The following is a 13,154-nucleotide window of genomic DNA, read 5'->3' on the forward strand; positions in this document are numbered from 1 at the left end:
ATTGCCTTACCCGACTGCTGCGGGTTGCTGTCTGACCCAAAGGTAAGTTCCTGACTTTATGGGGACGAGCCACAAAGCGAAAACTCTACTGCCGGAAAGCATATCACAAAAGAAAACAGAATGCAAACAATATTTCAGAATCAATCGCAGAACTTTCAATGCGGTTCCCAATTCATCCCCTGCCTAAAGGCAGGGGTTTCCTTGGAGATTTAATCATGAAAATTTTACTCACAGGCGCTAACAGCAATGTTGGGCGGGGCATGATTCCTCGGCTTCTAGTAGCGGGGCATACGCTGGTGCTCTCCGATATCGGCAAGCTCCCCGAGAAAGAGCCCTTCACCGGACTGGAGTTTGTCCAGACGGACGTCCAGATCGGGGTGGGGCTGGAGCGTGCCGCCGCGGGGTGCGATGCGATTTTACACCTGCCCGCATGGCATGGAATCCACTGGAATAGCAAGACCGAGGCGGATTTTTGGCGGCTGAATGTAGACGGCACTTTCTGGATGTTTCAGGCGGCCCAGAGCGCGGGGATCAAAAAAGTGGTGTTTTTAAGCTCGCAAGCTTGGCATGGGCACTACGATAAGTACGGCTTCACCAAGCGCATCGGTGAGGAGCTGTGTGAGTACAACAAACAGCGCCACGGGATTCAGTATGTCGCGATTCGTCCCGCCGATTTCACCCCGTATCGTGACTTCCTGCACTTCGGCTCGCGTCTGCTCTACGGCGGCGTGGATCGCTTGGACGTGCTAGACTGCATCGAGGCCAGTGTGGCCTACACCGGCGATGAAAGCTTCTTCGTTAATGCCGTAAAAGCCAATGCCTTCACGGATGCTCAGACGGACGGCTGGGAAGCCGACCCCCTGGGAACTTGCGAGGCGATCTTCCCGGGCTCCCGCGCGCTGGTCGAAAAATACGGCTTAGATATCTCGCGCCGTCCGCACCGCAGCAATGCCGAAGCCTCCCCACTGGGCTGGATGCCACGACGGCACTTCCGTGCTTTTCTCGATGAGCTGGAGTGGCTGGAGCGCACCAAGACCGAGGCAGAGATTCGGGCACTGGGCTGTTTGTATGCAAGCGCGTGAAAGTCGCTAATTTCGCGGAGCGAAAAAAGGAAATAATTATGAAATACACAAATCTTGGCCGTACGGGCCTGAAGGTCTCCCGGCTGTGTCTGGGAACGATGAACTTTGGTCCCCGCACCACCGAGCCTGATGCCTACGCAATAATGGACAGGGCGCTGGAGCACGGGATGAACTTCTGGGACACGGCCAATGTCTACGGCGGCAAAAAGGGCGAGGGAATCACCGAGCAGATTATCGGGCGCTACTTCGCACAGGGCGGCGGACGGCGCGAGAAAGTGGTACTGGCGACCAAGGTCTACGGCGACATGGGCGAGTGGCCCAACACGAGCCGCCTCTCGGCGCTGCACATTCGCAAGGCGTGTGAGGAGAGCCTGCGCCGCCTCCAGACCGACTACATTGATGTTTATCAAATGCACCATGTCTGGCGGGACGCGCCATGGGAGGAGATCTGGCAGGCGATGGAACTGCTTGTCCAGCAGGGGAAAGTGCTCTATATCGGCTCATCTAACTTCGCTGGCTGGCATATCGCCAAGGCAAACGAGGCCGCCAAGCGCCGCAATTTCCTCGGCTTAGTCAGTGAGCAGAGCCTCTACAACCTCAATGCCCGTACTGTGGAGCGGGACTTGCTTCCCGCCTGTGAAGACTACGGCCTCGGTGTGATTCCCTGGTCGCCGCTCGCAGGCGGCCTTCTCGGGGGCGTTTTAGGCGACATTGATGAGGGCTCGCGCCGGGCGGGGATCAAGCTCGACGAGGCGGCTCGGGTGAAGATCACGGCGTGGGAAACACTCTGTGCGGAGCTGGGCGAGTTTCCTGCCGATGTGGCGATTGCCTGGCTGTTGCATCAGAAAGCCGTCACCGCGCCGATTATCGGCCCTCGCACGCTGGCCCAGGTGGATGGTAGCCTGCGTGCGCTGGAGATCGCGCTCAGCGAGGAAACTCTCAAGAAGCTCGATGAGATTTTCCCTGGACACAAGCCCTCGCCTGAGGGTTATGCCTGGTAGACTTAAGTAATGGGCTTTCCACACGTCACTTGGCGCAATGAGCGGGCTACCTTTGCTGCCTACGCCTCCGAAGGCTCCCCTATGCCAGCGGCGCTGGTCTTCCCGTTCTATGGGGACAAAATCGTGCTGGCGGAGATTCCGGGGCGCGGCTGGTGCATCCCAAGCGGGCGGCTAGAGCCGGGCGAGACGCCTGAGGCGGCGGCACGGCGTGAGGCGTTTGAGGAGGCGGGCGTGACTCTGGGGCGCATGATCTGCCTAGGACATTTTATCCTCACCGACACCCAGACTGGAGCGACTCGCCACGCTCCCACGTTTGTTGCCGATGTCCAAGGGCTGGGAGAAATCCCTCCAGGAAGCGAGTCCACGGGGCGCTTTCTGGCTAACATCGAGGACATCGCAGGACTGTACTACGTCTGGGACGACCTCCTCGCCGCTGTATTTGAGGAGGCCGCCACAGCGAAAGAGCATCTGCTCGCGGCAGGAACGTCGCTGTCGGAGTTTACTCAGTCTGAGTGACAGGCGCTGGGCAGAGTAGTTTCAATAGTGCCTCGTGGCGCTGGCGTGCCTCGGTATAAATTTCGGTGTGGGTGGAATTGGGTTCGACGCGGTGCAGAATCTCTGGGAGGGGGGCATCTTCGATGCGGCCTAGGCCAAGCTGCTCTCGTGCCCAGAGTGCGGCCCCGCGCGACGATGCCTCTTCCTCGCTACTGATCACAAGGGGCTCGCCGAGCACGTCGGCGAGGATTTGCTGCCAGAGTGGCGATGCCAGCAAGCCCGCGCCCGTGCCGATGAGCTCCGCTTTGGGGGCGACGGGCCGCAGGTGCTCGCGGATCGCGGCGAATCGGTAGGCCACGGCTTCCAGATGCGCCCGTGCAATCTGCTCGGGTGTTGTGGCGGCACTCAGTCCGATAATGGCCGCCGTGAGATCGTCGCGCCAGAGCGGAGCACGCTCGCCCGCCAGAAACGGAAGCACCGTTAGGCCGTGGCTGTCGGGCGCGAGGCCATCGAGGGGGCGGGAGAGCTTGAGAGTCTGCTCCAGCCACGCCCACACCGAGCCGCCGTTGGTGAGTGCGCCCCCTAGCGCATAGCGATTTTGGTCGAGTTGGTAGCGCCAGAGCCCGTCGGGCAGGTTGGGAAGGGCCGTGGGAGTGAGGACGCGCATAGCGCCACTCGTGCCAATCATCAGGGCAAGGCGCTCAGGGCTCACCGCGCCGCAGCCGAGATTCGATGCCAGGCCGTCCCCAACCGGGGCAAACCAGGGGAGCTGGGCAAGTTGACGCGGCAGGAACGGAGAGCTCTCCGCCGAGACAGGGCCGTCAAAGATGGGGGGGAGAATGTGGACCCACTCGGGGAGCCACGCCTGTTGTCTCTGATCCCAGAGCCCCGATGCCGATGCCATCGAGGTGGACTCGCCCGTTGCGCCGACGAGCTTGCGCAGGACATAGGCGGCGGGAGTCACAAATTGCTTGCAACGGGCAAAGAGCGCTGGGTCTGTCTCTCGGAGCCAGGTGAGGCGGCCATAGACATAGCTTGTGTGCCACGGGCAGCCGGTCTTGTTCGGGAGCGCCTGGTTTTCTAGTTTGAGGCGTGCGACATGGCCCGCACTTCGGCGGTCGTTCCAGAGCAAGACGGGCGTAATGGCATCGCCTACCGCATCAATCCCGACCACGGAGTGCCAGAAACAGCTCAGCCCGACACCGAGTAGCTGGCAGCCCGGAGGCATTTTTTCCCAAGTCGCCTGCGCACAGGTCGCCGCTTCTCGGGCCAGCGCATCGGCATCGAGTGTCGAAGCGCCCTCAGCGGTTGTCTGAGGTAGGTGGCTGAGCTGGGACGTGGTGCCCGCAAGGGGCTCGCCAGTCTCGGCATCATAGAGGCGGGCGCGGGTCGAGGATGTCCCCAGATCGAGGGTGAGAATTGCCTTCACAATATGCGCCCAAGCCCCAATGCTTTTGCTTTCTCGTAGGCGACGGCAGCGACCGCTATATCCTCCAGTGCAACCCCAAGCGACTTAAAGAGGGTGATCGCGTCTTTGTCAGGGCGGCCCTTGGCGCGCCCAATGACGATTGCGGAGAGAGGGATCGCACGCTTCCAGAGGAACTTCCGCCGCTCGTAGGCAAAGAGCAGCTCGGCGGCTTCCAGCTGTGCTTGGCTCAAATCGTCCACCGCCACGACAGTGGCGCGTGCGACTGCTTCTTCGTCTATCTCACGGGCGGAGAGGCGCGTGGCTCCCACGGCAGCAATAAAGTCTCCTGGAGTAAGCCAGCTCCCTTGCAGGATCGGCTCCCGTGCGCTGGTTGCAGTGACAATTACCTTGGCATTGCGTACAGTGGCTTCAGGGCTTTCTGCGGGAGTAAAGCGGATATTTAGCCGCCCCGTCATGCGCTGGCAGAAGTGCTGGCGGCCGAGGACATTACGGCTATAGACCTGAACCTCGCGAAGATTAGGTAGAGTCGTCACCAGCGCTTCGGCCTGTGTCTCTGCCTGAAAACCGGTTCCGAAAAGCGCTGCTATCGGAGTCTCCAGAAGAGCCATGTGCTTGATCGCTAAGCCCGTTGCCGCTCCAGTACGCACTTGCCCGAGGCGATTACCTTCAATAAATGCCAATAACTCGCCCGTTTCTACAGAATAGAGCTGGATATAGAACTGTATACCGTCTGCAAACGATGTATAGGTCTTTGTTCCCAGAACACCAAGCGAAGGAATTGCAGCGGCCATGCTATGGAGCTCCCCACCGGGAAGGTAGAAGCGCTGGCGTGGTAGGTTAATCGCATCCGCTTGCGCTTGGGCAGTAAAGGCAGTTTCAAGAGCCGCAATGGCATCCGGCATCGTTAGCACGGAGGTGACATCGCTTTCCGACAAAAAGAGAGGCATTCACAAAGTATACAGGATGATCCTGGTATTGTGGTCTACAGCCAGGGAATCTCAGGGGATTGTCTGAGGCGTAGCACAAGGCTCTGTACCCGCGCGAGGATCTTCTCGCACGCTGCGTCGTTGCTGGAGGGAAGAAAGCACACGTAGCTCACGCCACTCTCCCGAGTGAGGGCGTAGTGCGTCTCCCCTGACCCGATTCCCGTGTGCGCCAGGCCACCGTCTTTTAGCATCCAGCCGAGCCCATAGCCATCTGGCTCTGACGCATGTTTACGGATCCGTTGGCGCTGCGCCGGGGTGATCGAGCAGAGGAAATGGAGGAAATCTACCGCGCTCATACAGCCCGCGCCACAAGTATCAGAACTACCCAAGGCTTCTTTGGCAAGGCGGGTGGCTCGATCACGGACGGGCGTATGCCGACGGGTTTCTCTGTCGTAGCGGTGGGGAGTCAGCACGTAGGCTCCGCCACTATCGTAGCGCACTTGGTCGGCGGGCGTGAGATAGGTCGCGACAAAGTAGCTACGAATTCCCAAAGGATCAAGCAGGCGCTTCTGGATAAACTGATCCGGGCGCTGGCTGGTGACGGTGGCAAGGATCCGGCCCAGTACCTGGTAGCCCACGTTGGAGTAGAGAAAACGCTCGCCTGGTGTGAAGGCCAGCGGCTCCGTGAGTGCTTTTTTGACGTGCTCCGCCTCCGTCGCGGCGTGGCTGGTGTCGAGGAACTTTGCCGCCAGGCCACTGCGGTGGGTGAGGAGCTGGCGCAGGGTGATTCGCGGGTCCGTGGCGATCCACCGGTCGGCTCGATCCTCAAGGGTGAGCTTGTTTTCCTGGGCAAGTAGCAGAAACGCCTGCGCTGTGAGTGGCTTGCAGAGGCTGCACAGCATCGCCGGCAGAGTTGGTTCGAGCGCCACAGGGCTCCCTGAAGCCAGGGTGCCGTAGCCGCGCATCGCGACCAGCCGTCCGCCCTGCGCGATCGCCAGGGCCATGCCAGGAAGCGCAGCCTCCTTTAGCGCTTGCACGAGCCTGACATCGAGCTCGGGCATGCTCTCAGGGAAGCCCGTCACGGAAGTACCCTCTAGCACTGTGACAGGCAGCGGACGGCGCACCAGCTCCGCCCGGGTTGGTAACCGAGCGGGCTGCGGCTCGGGCGGCTCAGAGGCCAACACGGGACACGTACTCTGGGACACCCGTGACGCCAGGGATTGTCAGCCGAAAGAGTGCCCCCGCCAGCGCACCGTCTGTTTCTTTCTGTTGGCCGCCTGCCGTGGTAATAAACATCTGGTCATAGTTCGGGCCACCAAAAGTGACACTGGAAACTTTCTTCACCGGGAAGGGGATACGGGCGAACTCACGCCCCTGCGGCGTGTACCCCACGAGGCAGCTCCCGTCCCAGCGCGTACTCCAGAGGTTTCCCTTACTGTCTACCGTCATGCCATCGGGAACGCCGCCGCCCTCTTCCGTGACGACAAAAGTCCGCTGGCGCTTGAGCTCGCTCGTTGCCGCGATGTAGGTAAATCGGTAGATCTTTCGCGCCGTCGAATCCGTGTAGTACAAGAACTTATGATCGGGGGTAAAGCCCATGCCATTGGAGCACCCAATTCCCTCCAGCAGCTTCGTGATGGTTCCCTCCAGGTTGAGCCGGTACAGTCGCCCCGCGCGGCTTGCCGTCGGCATCGTGCCACAGTAGACACGGCCCTGGGTGTCGGTCATCACGTCGTTGAAGCGCGAATCCACCTCCTCGGAGATCTCCTCAATCAAGTAGTCGAGCTCCGCGCCGGGGCTCCAGAGCGCAACGGCTCCTTGGTTCATAAACAGTAACAGATCGCCGTCTTCCTGGAGGGTGAAGCCGCCCACCGGGCGACCGATCTCAAAGGCTTCATGCTCTCCCGTCTCCAGCTTGTAGCGAAAGAGACGACCGTTGGGGATGTCTGTCCAGTAGACAGCATTTTCCGTGGGATGGTAGAGAGGCCCTTCTCCAGTATGGCAGGCATAGTCTGCCAGAGGCTCTAGCTCAAACTCCATAATTATTCCAATTGTACCGTTTTATCGGTTATTCTTAACTCCGCGATAGAGAAGAGTATGCAACACGAGAAAATTGTTAAAGAAAGATGCTGGCCAAGCACCGCGCTCTTTGTCCCCTTCGGTTCCCGTGTCTACGGCACCGCTCGCCTGGAATCGGATCATGACTACCTGGTGGTCTTCCCCGAAAATAACGGCCCGTCGGGGCTGGAGCTGGTATTGGAGAACACGAATCTCCATACCTACACCCTCACCGAGTTCCAAGCAGCGCTGGATACGCATCAGATACACGCTCTGGAAGCCTACTTTGCCCCCGAAAGCCCACTCCCTGCTCTCTGCACATTTACTCTGAACCGGGCAACCCTGCGCCAGGCTCTCTCGCAGAAAGCGTCGCATAGCTTCGTGAAGGCCAAGAAGAAGATCGCTGTCGAGCAAGACTATCTCGCGGGCTGGAAGAGCCTCTTTCACAGCCTGCGGATTCTGGTCTTCGGGATCGAGCTGGCCCAAACCGGCGCTCTGACAAACTTCGCCGCCGCCAACGCCTACTGGGACGAGATCTGGGCCGCGCAAGAGACGGACTGGGAGACTCTAAAAACGCGCTGGCAGCCCGTCCACAACGCACTCTCGTCGGAGTTTCGCAAGCTCGCGCCCAAAGAGTGAGGCCAGCAGAACCCACTATACCCACCCGGCGGAACCCACCCGCCTCGTACCTTGGCACCCTCCCTCAGGGCAGGGAGGGTTTGGGATGGTATTGTGTGGTATGCAACTCCAGCAAGAGAGGCCGCTAGACAAGCCACCCAAACAGCGCTCAGTGGTGGAACTTTTGTTAGCCTGGCTCCTTGTTTTCGGAGGAGGCGTCACGGCTGTGGCTTGTGTCTCTGATTACCTGCGGAGTACGCACCCCGACCCCGTTTTTGACAGTGTTATGTACACGGTTCTGTTGCTACAGGGAGTTTTAGGGTTTCTCGGTGGCACGGCTTTCTTGTTGCAGTATCGAATTGTGGTGCGTTGGTCTCTTCGGTCGGCTGCTCTATTTTCCTTTGTGACGGCTGTAGGGATTGCCTATTTTGCGCTACAAGACTACTTACAAGGAAATTTTCAAAAGGAGCCAGTCCTCTTTGTGGCAGCAATGTTTGTTGCATTCTTGGCTCTGGCCACAGCCCTGATTTTCTTAGGTCGCTGGCTGGGACGGCAAGACGGCGAAGAAGGTTAGGAGGGGGAATCTGTAGCATGCAACAGCAACTCGAAAATGAGCCGGTGGAACAGAGATTTGTGCTGCCTAAGAAAAGCCGTTCTGTTTGGGAACTTGGTGCCTCTTGCCTCCTGATTGTGGTCGGAGCGGTGATTGCCGTGATCTGTGGGCTAGTCTATTTGGGCGAAATGCAACGTGGGTATACCAAGTCGCTTGAAGTTATTCTCTACGCTTTTTGGATGCTTCAGAGCACTTTGAGCATGTTGGGTGGGTTTTTCTCTCTCATCCGCTCCCGGATTCTGGTGCGCCGGTTACTTTCCTTTGCTGCTCTTGCTTCCTTGGGGACAACCATCGTTTTGGTTGTTATGGTGGCACCTGCGATTATACGTAGAGAGCTGTATCCTGAGGTTGTTTTTAAAATTCTCCTAATCTTTATGGGACTCTTTTCTCTTGCGGGCTTGCTCTTCTTTCTTTCCCACTGGCTGGGTCGTGAAGACGATACAGAGTAAGAGTTTAGGAGAGTAACAAGGCTCTTGAAGAGTAAATGAAAATCTTCAAGGAGTAGTGCGTTTTTGTCAAGGAGCAATGCAAGTTCACTGAGGAGTGATACACTAGCTTTGAGGAGTAGTGCAAAATCATCGCAGAGCACTACGAAGAAAGGAACAATAATGTCAACTTTAACACGGACTATTGCGGCGCGGATTCATCGAGCCGAAATTGCCATAACGGGCTTGCTCTCCGACGATGCGATCATGGCCGCACTCGAAGCATTCGGCTACACCGCCGCCAAGCGCACCGACGGCGTGAACCTGCTCGCCAGCGCCAATGCGATTCTTGTGACCGTGCAGGAAGCGCGCGCCGCACAGCTTGCCGCAACCCAGGCCGTCAAAGACGCGGAGAAACTCGCACGCACCGCCTACGCCGATCTTGCCACCGTGGCCCGTACGGTGCTAAAAGGCAATGCCGCCGCACTCGCCGCGCTCAATCTCGACAAAGGCCCCGCCCCTAAAGGCACCGCCGCGTTTCTGCTGGCTGCTGACAAGCTCTTTGCGGGAGCCGCCGCCGCTCCACAAACCGTAAAAGACACCCTCGCAGGCGTGGGCTACAACGGCACCAAACTTGCAAGTGAGCAGGCGAAAATTGCCGCGCTGCACACCGCCAACCAGGCTCAGGAGCAAGCCAAGGGCACGTCCCAGAACCTCACCCCCGAGCAGGAGCGCATTCTTGCCGAGCTAGATAGCTACACCACCCAGCTCCGCAAGCTCGCCCGCATCGCCCTTCGTGCCACCCCACAGCTCCTAGAGAAACTGGGCATGAAGGCGTAGGAGCGAGCGTGTTTCAAATCTACACCCTATCCGACCCACGGACAGGGGATGTTCGCTATGTAGGCATTACCGGGTTGGCGCTAAAAAAGCGCCTGAATCGGCATGTTTCAATGGGAAGAAAGCAAGCACCCTACTATGTCAGTACTTGGATTCATCAGCTACTGGAGCAGGGCACCAAGCCTGAGATTCGCCTCATCGAAACCACCGACGATCTCTATCGGGAACGTTACTGGATACAACACTACCGCAGCCTTGGTGCACGACTGACCAACTTGAGCGAAGGATGCGAAGGGCAAATTGGCATGGAGCGTAGCGAGGAAACCCGCCAGAAAATCAGGCAGGCAGGGGAAAAGCGCTACCTGGATCGAAGGGGACAGAAATTCGGTCTGCTGTCCCCGGTGGAGATTGTGGGACATAGCCCGGTACGGTGGCGCTGCCTCTGTGATTGTGGACAAGAGACGATTGTTTCTTCAATGGCCTTGGGTGCGGGCAAAACGAAGAGTTGCGGTTGTTGGAACCGACAACAAGCTGCCGCTAGAACACGGAGCCGAGCTGTACATGGCCAGTGGCAGACATCGGAATATCGCACCTGGGTTGAGATGAAAGCGAAGTGCTACAATACGACACACCTTCGTTATCCAAAGTTTGGAGCGCAAGGAATCGGTGTCTGTGAGCGATGGCGGGAGTCCTTTCCCAATTTCCTTGCGGATATGGGGCAACGACCAGAGGAATATGTGTTAGTGAGAAAAGATGTAAGCAAAGACTTCTCGCCAGAGAACTGTGAGTGGGTAACAAAGAGCCAAAAATCACGCCAGATATATGAAGGAGTTCAAGCGAGGGGCACGCGATGAAGGTTACACACGTTCCTCTCCGTCCCACAAAAGAGGCATCGGCAAGCGGAAGGCAAGCACTAACTCCCGAATTACTGGCTGCTGTCGGGGCGCGGTATTCCCGCTCCAATGAGGGCCTTGATACAATCCTTGCCAAGATTGACCCAGAGAACTCAGATAAATCGGTAGATGCGATTTTCAAGTTCGTTGATTACGGTCATGCTTCGATAGGGGATCTCGTGCCGGTGGCGATGTTTATAGATGGCATCTCGATGTGGCTGGCCTATGAGCTGTTTCGTATCAGCCCCACGGCAGGCGGCCAAGAGAGTAGCACACGCTACATCAAGCTCGACGAAGCGGGGCTTCTTGTGCCCGAGGAGCTAGGAATCGAGGATGGTGACGCGTGGCGTGGGCGCATGGGCGCGGCGTTTTCGGCGTACCGCGAGGCGCTGGCGTTTTGGGAGCAAGTGGCGCTTGATGAGCCCGAGCGCGTTAGAATTCCCTTTGGCGTGAACGAGAAAGCAGCGGCGCGGATGCGGCGCAACTTCGCCTTTGATCGGGCACGGTATTTCTTGCCTGTGGCGGTGCGTACCAACGCCATGCTGGTGCAGTCTGCTCGGGCGTGGGTGGGGGTATGTCAGCATCTGCTCTCGCATCCGCTGCCCGAGGCTGTGCGCTGTGGTGAGCGGATTCGGGAGGAGCTAGGACTCTCCGCGCCACGGCTCATCAAGCACGCAAAGAAACTGGAGAGTATGGCGGCGGGCCACGCAGCGGAGCTGACAAACGCACAGAGGCTTGTGGGAACAGTGGGTACGGGAGCCGCGGCACTGGACGTCATGCTGCCGTCGGGGCCGGTTGACTTTGTCACTGATCTCGCCCAGCACGACAACCGCTATGCCTATCTGGGCGAGGGGTTGCGGCGCACAGCAGTGCGCTTTGCCTGGGACGGGGTCGCGTTCGCGGAGATTCGGGATCTCAACCGGCACCGCACGGGAACAAAGTACTGCCCTTTGGTGCCCGTCGGGTTTTATGCTGCCCAAGACGAGAGTTCAAGCACGACTCCGTGGCAGCCGGTGGGTGAGAGTGCGGGGACGCGAGCGAACGAGAAGCTTATTGCGGGTGATCCCGCCTATCTCTACGAAGCGCTTCTCGGGACGCAGTTTCCCTTTGAGCATACCACCACCGCCGATAAGTTCCTCTATGAAGCCGAGCTGCGCACCGGGACGGGGGCGCACTACCGGTATGCCAACCACCTGCGCGATGTTCTAGCGCTCTGGTACGCGAAGTTTCCCCAGACACGTGGACTCGTGCTGGAAGGCAGCGCTGAGCCCGAGTAGGAGTGACATGCTGATTCGCCGCCTCCCAACCACTGAGCGTGTTGTCGCTCTGACTTTTGATGCCTGCCAGACCCTCAAGCCCGCAGGTTATGCGCCGCAGATCATCGGGATTCTGCGCAAAGAGCGCGTCCCGGCGACGCTGTTTCTGGGCGGACGCTGGATAGAGTGGCACGCCGATGCGGCGAAAAATCTCGCCGCCGATCCGCTCTTAGAGATCGCAACCCACAGCTATCTGCACCCGCACTTCCCAAAGCTCACCGAAAGAGAGATGCGAGCGGACTTAGAGAAAACACTCGCGGTGCACCAGAAACTGACGGGGTGCAAGCCAAAGGCGTTCCGTCTTCCCTACGGCGAGCATAACCCAATCACCGTCAAGGTGGCGGAGAGCTATGGCCTCACCAGCGTCCTGTGGGATATCGAGACCGGCGACCCTGACCCGAAAAGCTCCGCCAAAGAAATTGTTCGTGAGGTCTTTCGTCAAACAAAGCCCGGCTCGATTGTCATCCAGCACATGAACGGGCGCGGCTTCCGGTTTGTGTGCATCTCCGATACCCTACGCTAGTAGTGGGCTGGGTTAGCCCTGCGTTTGCCAGTATAATTTGTGCGTGCCCAAGCCATTTGATGCGTCCACCAAGTTTTTGATCGAGCTTGCCCCCGAAGACTGGCTACGGTTTCTCAAGCTGCCGATTGGCCCCACGGAGATAGTCGAGACGGATCTCTCCACGGTGACAGCGGCGGGCGATAGAATTTTGCGGGTAAACACCGTTCCGCCTTATGGTCTGCATGTGGAGTTTCAGGCAGGGCCAGACCCAGAACTAGAGGAGCGCATCTGGGAGTACAACGTTCTCTACACGCGCCGCTTGAAGCTACCCGTGGAGAGTACGCTGGTTTTACTGCGGCCTTTTGGAGGACACAAAAAGCTCCAAGGACGATTCCAGGTCAGGGGAGTATCGGGGCGATTGATCCACGATTTTCCCTACAATAGGGTGCGGATCTGGGAGCTACCGCCGGAGATATTTCTGGAGGGAGGCAGTGGCCTATTACCGCTCGCTCCTGTTGCGAATGTCTCACAAGCCGAACTACCAGAAGTGGTAAGAGCAGTCAACGAGCGGTTGGATCGTAGTGAAAAACCGAGCGAGGCGGAGCAACTCCGTACAGCGACCTTTGTTTTGATGGGACTAAAATATCCGAAAGAATTTGTGGAGAAACTAATGAGCAGAAATGTACTGGAGCTATCGTCAACGTATCAAGCACTCATCCAAGAAGGCTTGAACAAGGGCTTAGAACAAGGGCTAGAACAAGGGCTAGAACAAGGCCAAGCGCTCGGGGCTGTGACAGAAGCTCGTCATCTTTTGTTCCGGCTGGGGCGTAAACGACTAGGTGAGCCATCTGCAAGAGTGCTACGCGAGGTTGACTTGCGATCTCGTGAGCAACTTGAGGCTTTGATCGAGCGGTGTTTTGAAGTCGAGTCCTGGTCAGAGCTGCTGGCGGAGTAGAGGA

General features: G+C 58.3%; 15 protein-coding genes. 11 read left to right on the forward strand and 4 right to left on the reverse strand.

Translation table 11 applies throughout. The features are described from left to right. Nucleotides 1–215: 215 nt before the first annotated feature. Genes ACH2ED_RS03890 through ACH2ED_RS03900 form a run of 3 tightly spaced genes read left to right on the forward strand, consistent with a single transcriptional unit; the run spans nt 216 to nt 2,599 of the window. Nucleotides 216–1,082, forward strand: a complete 867-nt coding sequence (locus ACH2ED_RS03890; protein WP_395088899.1) for an NAD-dependent epimerase/dehydratase family protein — start codon at nt 216–218, stop codon at nt 1,080–1,082. A gap of 38 nt (nt 1,083–1,120) precedes the next feature. Further along, nucleotides 1,121–2,083, forward strand: coding sequence for an aldo/keto reductase (locus ACH2ED_RS03895; RefSeq protein WP_395088900.1), 963 nt, complete (start codon nt 1,121–1,123; stop codon nt 2,081–2,083). A 9-nt stretch (nt 2,084–2,092) separates the two neighbouring features. After that, nucleotides 2,093–2,599, forward strand: coding sequence for an NUDIX domain-containing protein (locus ACH2ED_RS03900; RefSeq protein WP_395088901.1), 507 nt, complete (start codon nt 2,093–2,095; stop codon nt 2,597–2,599). Here ACH2ED_RS03900 and ACH2ED_RS03905 read toward each other — a convergent pair. The 4 genes from ACH2ED_RS03905 to ACH2ED_RS03920 are packed head-to-tail and all read right to left on the reverse strand — an operon-like array spanning nt 2,583 to nt 6,973. Next, the gene (locus ACH2ED_RS03905; RefSeq protein ID WP_395088902.1) at nt 2,583–4,007 is read right to left on the reverse strand and encodes a gluconokinase; all 1,425 of its coding nucleotides are present in this window, start codon (nt 4,005–4,007) and stop codon (nt 2,583–2,585) included. The genes ACH2ED_RS03900 and ACH2ED_RS03905 overlap by 17 nt on opposite strands. Then, on the reverse strand, nt 4,004–4,954 hold the full coding sequence (locus ACH2ED_RS03910; protein WP_395088903.1) for an ornithine cyclodeaminase family protein: 951 nt from the start codon (nt 4,952–4,954) through the stop codon (nt 4,004–4,006). Before ACH2ED_RS03910 ends, ACH2ED_RS03905 begins: the two co-directional genes overlap by 4 nt. Before the next feature lie 35 nt (nt 4,955–4,989). Beyond that, nucleotides 4,990–6,117: a serine hydrolase domain-containing protein gene (locus tag ACH2ED_RS03915; RefSeq protein ID WP_395088904.1), complete on the reverse strand. Its 1,128-nt coding sequence runs from the start codon at nt 6,115–6,117 to the stop codon at nt 4,990–4,992. Continuing rightward, on the reverse strand, nt 6,104–6,973 hold the full coding sequence (locus ACH2ED_RS03920; RefSeq protein WP_395088905.1) for an SMP-30/gluconolactonase/LRE family protein: 870 nt from the start codon (nt 6,971–6,973) through the stop codon (nt 6,104–6,106). Before ACH2ED_RS03920 ends, ACH2ED_RS03915 begins: the two co-directional genes overlap by 14 nt. Nucleotides 6,974–7,030: 57 nt before the next feature. On the opposite strand from ACH2ED_RS03920, the gene ACH2ED_RS03925 reads away from it, so the two are divergent. From ACH2ED_RS03925 to ACH2ED_RS03960, 8 genes are all read left to right on the forward strand, one after another. Next, nucleotides 7,031–7,630: a nucleotidyltransferase domain-containing protein gene (locus tag ACH2ED_RS03925; RefSeq protein WP_395088906.1), complete on the forward strand. Its 600-nt coding sequence runs from the start codon at nt 7,031–7,033 to the stop codon at nt 7,628–7,630. Between the two features lie 265 nt (nt 7,631–7,895). Beyond that, nucleotides 7,896–8,183 (forward strand): hypothetical protein, encoded by a 288-nt coding sequence (locus ACH2ED_RS03930; protein ID WP_395088907.1) that lies wholly within the window; start codon nt 7,896–7,898, stop codon nt 8,181–8,183. A gap of 17 nt (nt 8,184–8,200) precedes the next feature. After that, entirely contained in the window at nt 8,201–8,671 is a 471-nt protein-coding gene (locus ACH2ED_RS03935) for a hypothetical protein (RefSeq protein WP_395088908.1), read from the forward strand. Between the two features lie 159 nt (nt 8,672–8,830). Next, complete coding sequence (locus ACH2ED_RS03940) at nt 8,831–9,487, forward strand: hypothetical protein (protein WP_395088909.1); 657 nt, start codon at nt 8,831–8,833, stop codon at nt 9,485–9,487. Nucleotides 9,488–9,495: 8 nt separating this feature from the next. Beyond that, nucleotides 9,496–10,338 carry a GIY-YIG nuclease family protein gene (locus ACH2ED_RS03945; protein WP_395088910.1) on the forward strand — a complete coding sequence of 281 codons (843 nt, stop codon included), beginning with the start codon at nt 9,496–9,498 and terminating at the stop codon, nt 10,336–10,338. Beyond that, nucleotides 10,335–11,654, forward strand: coding sequence for an FAD-dependent thymidylate synthase (locus ACH2ED_RS03950; RefSeq protein ID WP_395088911.1), 1,320 nt, complete (start codon nt 10,335–10,337; stop codon nt 11,652–11,654). The genes ACH2ED_RS03945 and ACH2ED_RS03950 overlap by 4 nt, the downstream gene beginning before the upstream one ends. Before the next feature lie 7 nt (nt 11,655–11,661). After that, nucleotides 11,662–12,216 (forward strand): polysaccharide deacetylase family protein, encoded by a 555-nt coding sequence (locus ACH2ED_RS03955; protein WP_395088912.1) that lies wholly within the window; start codon nt 11,662–11,664, stop codon nt 12,214–12,216. A gap of 43 nt (nt 12,217–12,259) precedes the next feature. Further along, nucleotides 12,260–13,150, forward strand: coding sequence for an Rpn family recombination-promoting nuclease/putative transposase (locus ACH2ED_RS03960; RefSeq protein WP_395088913.1), 891 nt, complete (start codon nt 12,260–12,262; stop codon nt 13,148–13,150). The last annotated feature ends 4 nt before the right edge of the window (nt 13,151–13,154 follow it).

It is taken from the genome of Armatimonas sp., assembly GCF_043757465.1.
Lineage (GTDB): Bacteria > Armatimonadota > Armatimonadia > Armatimonadales > Armatimonadaceae > Armatimonas.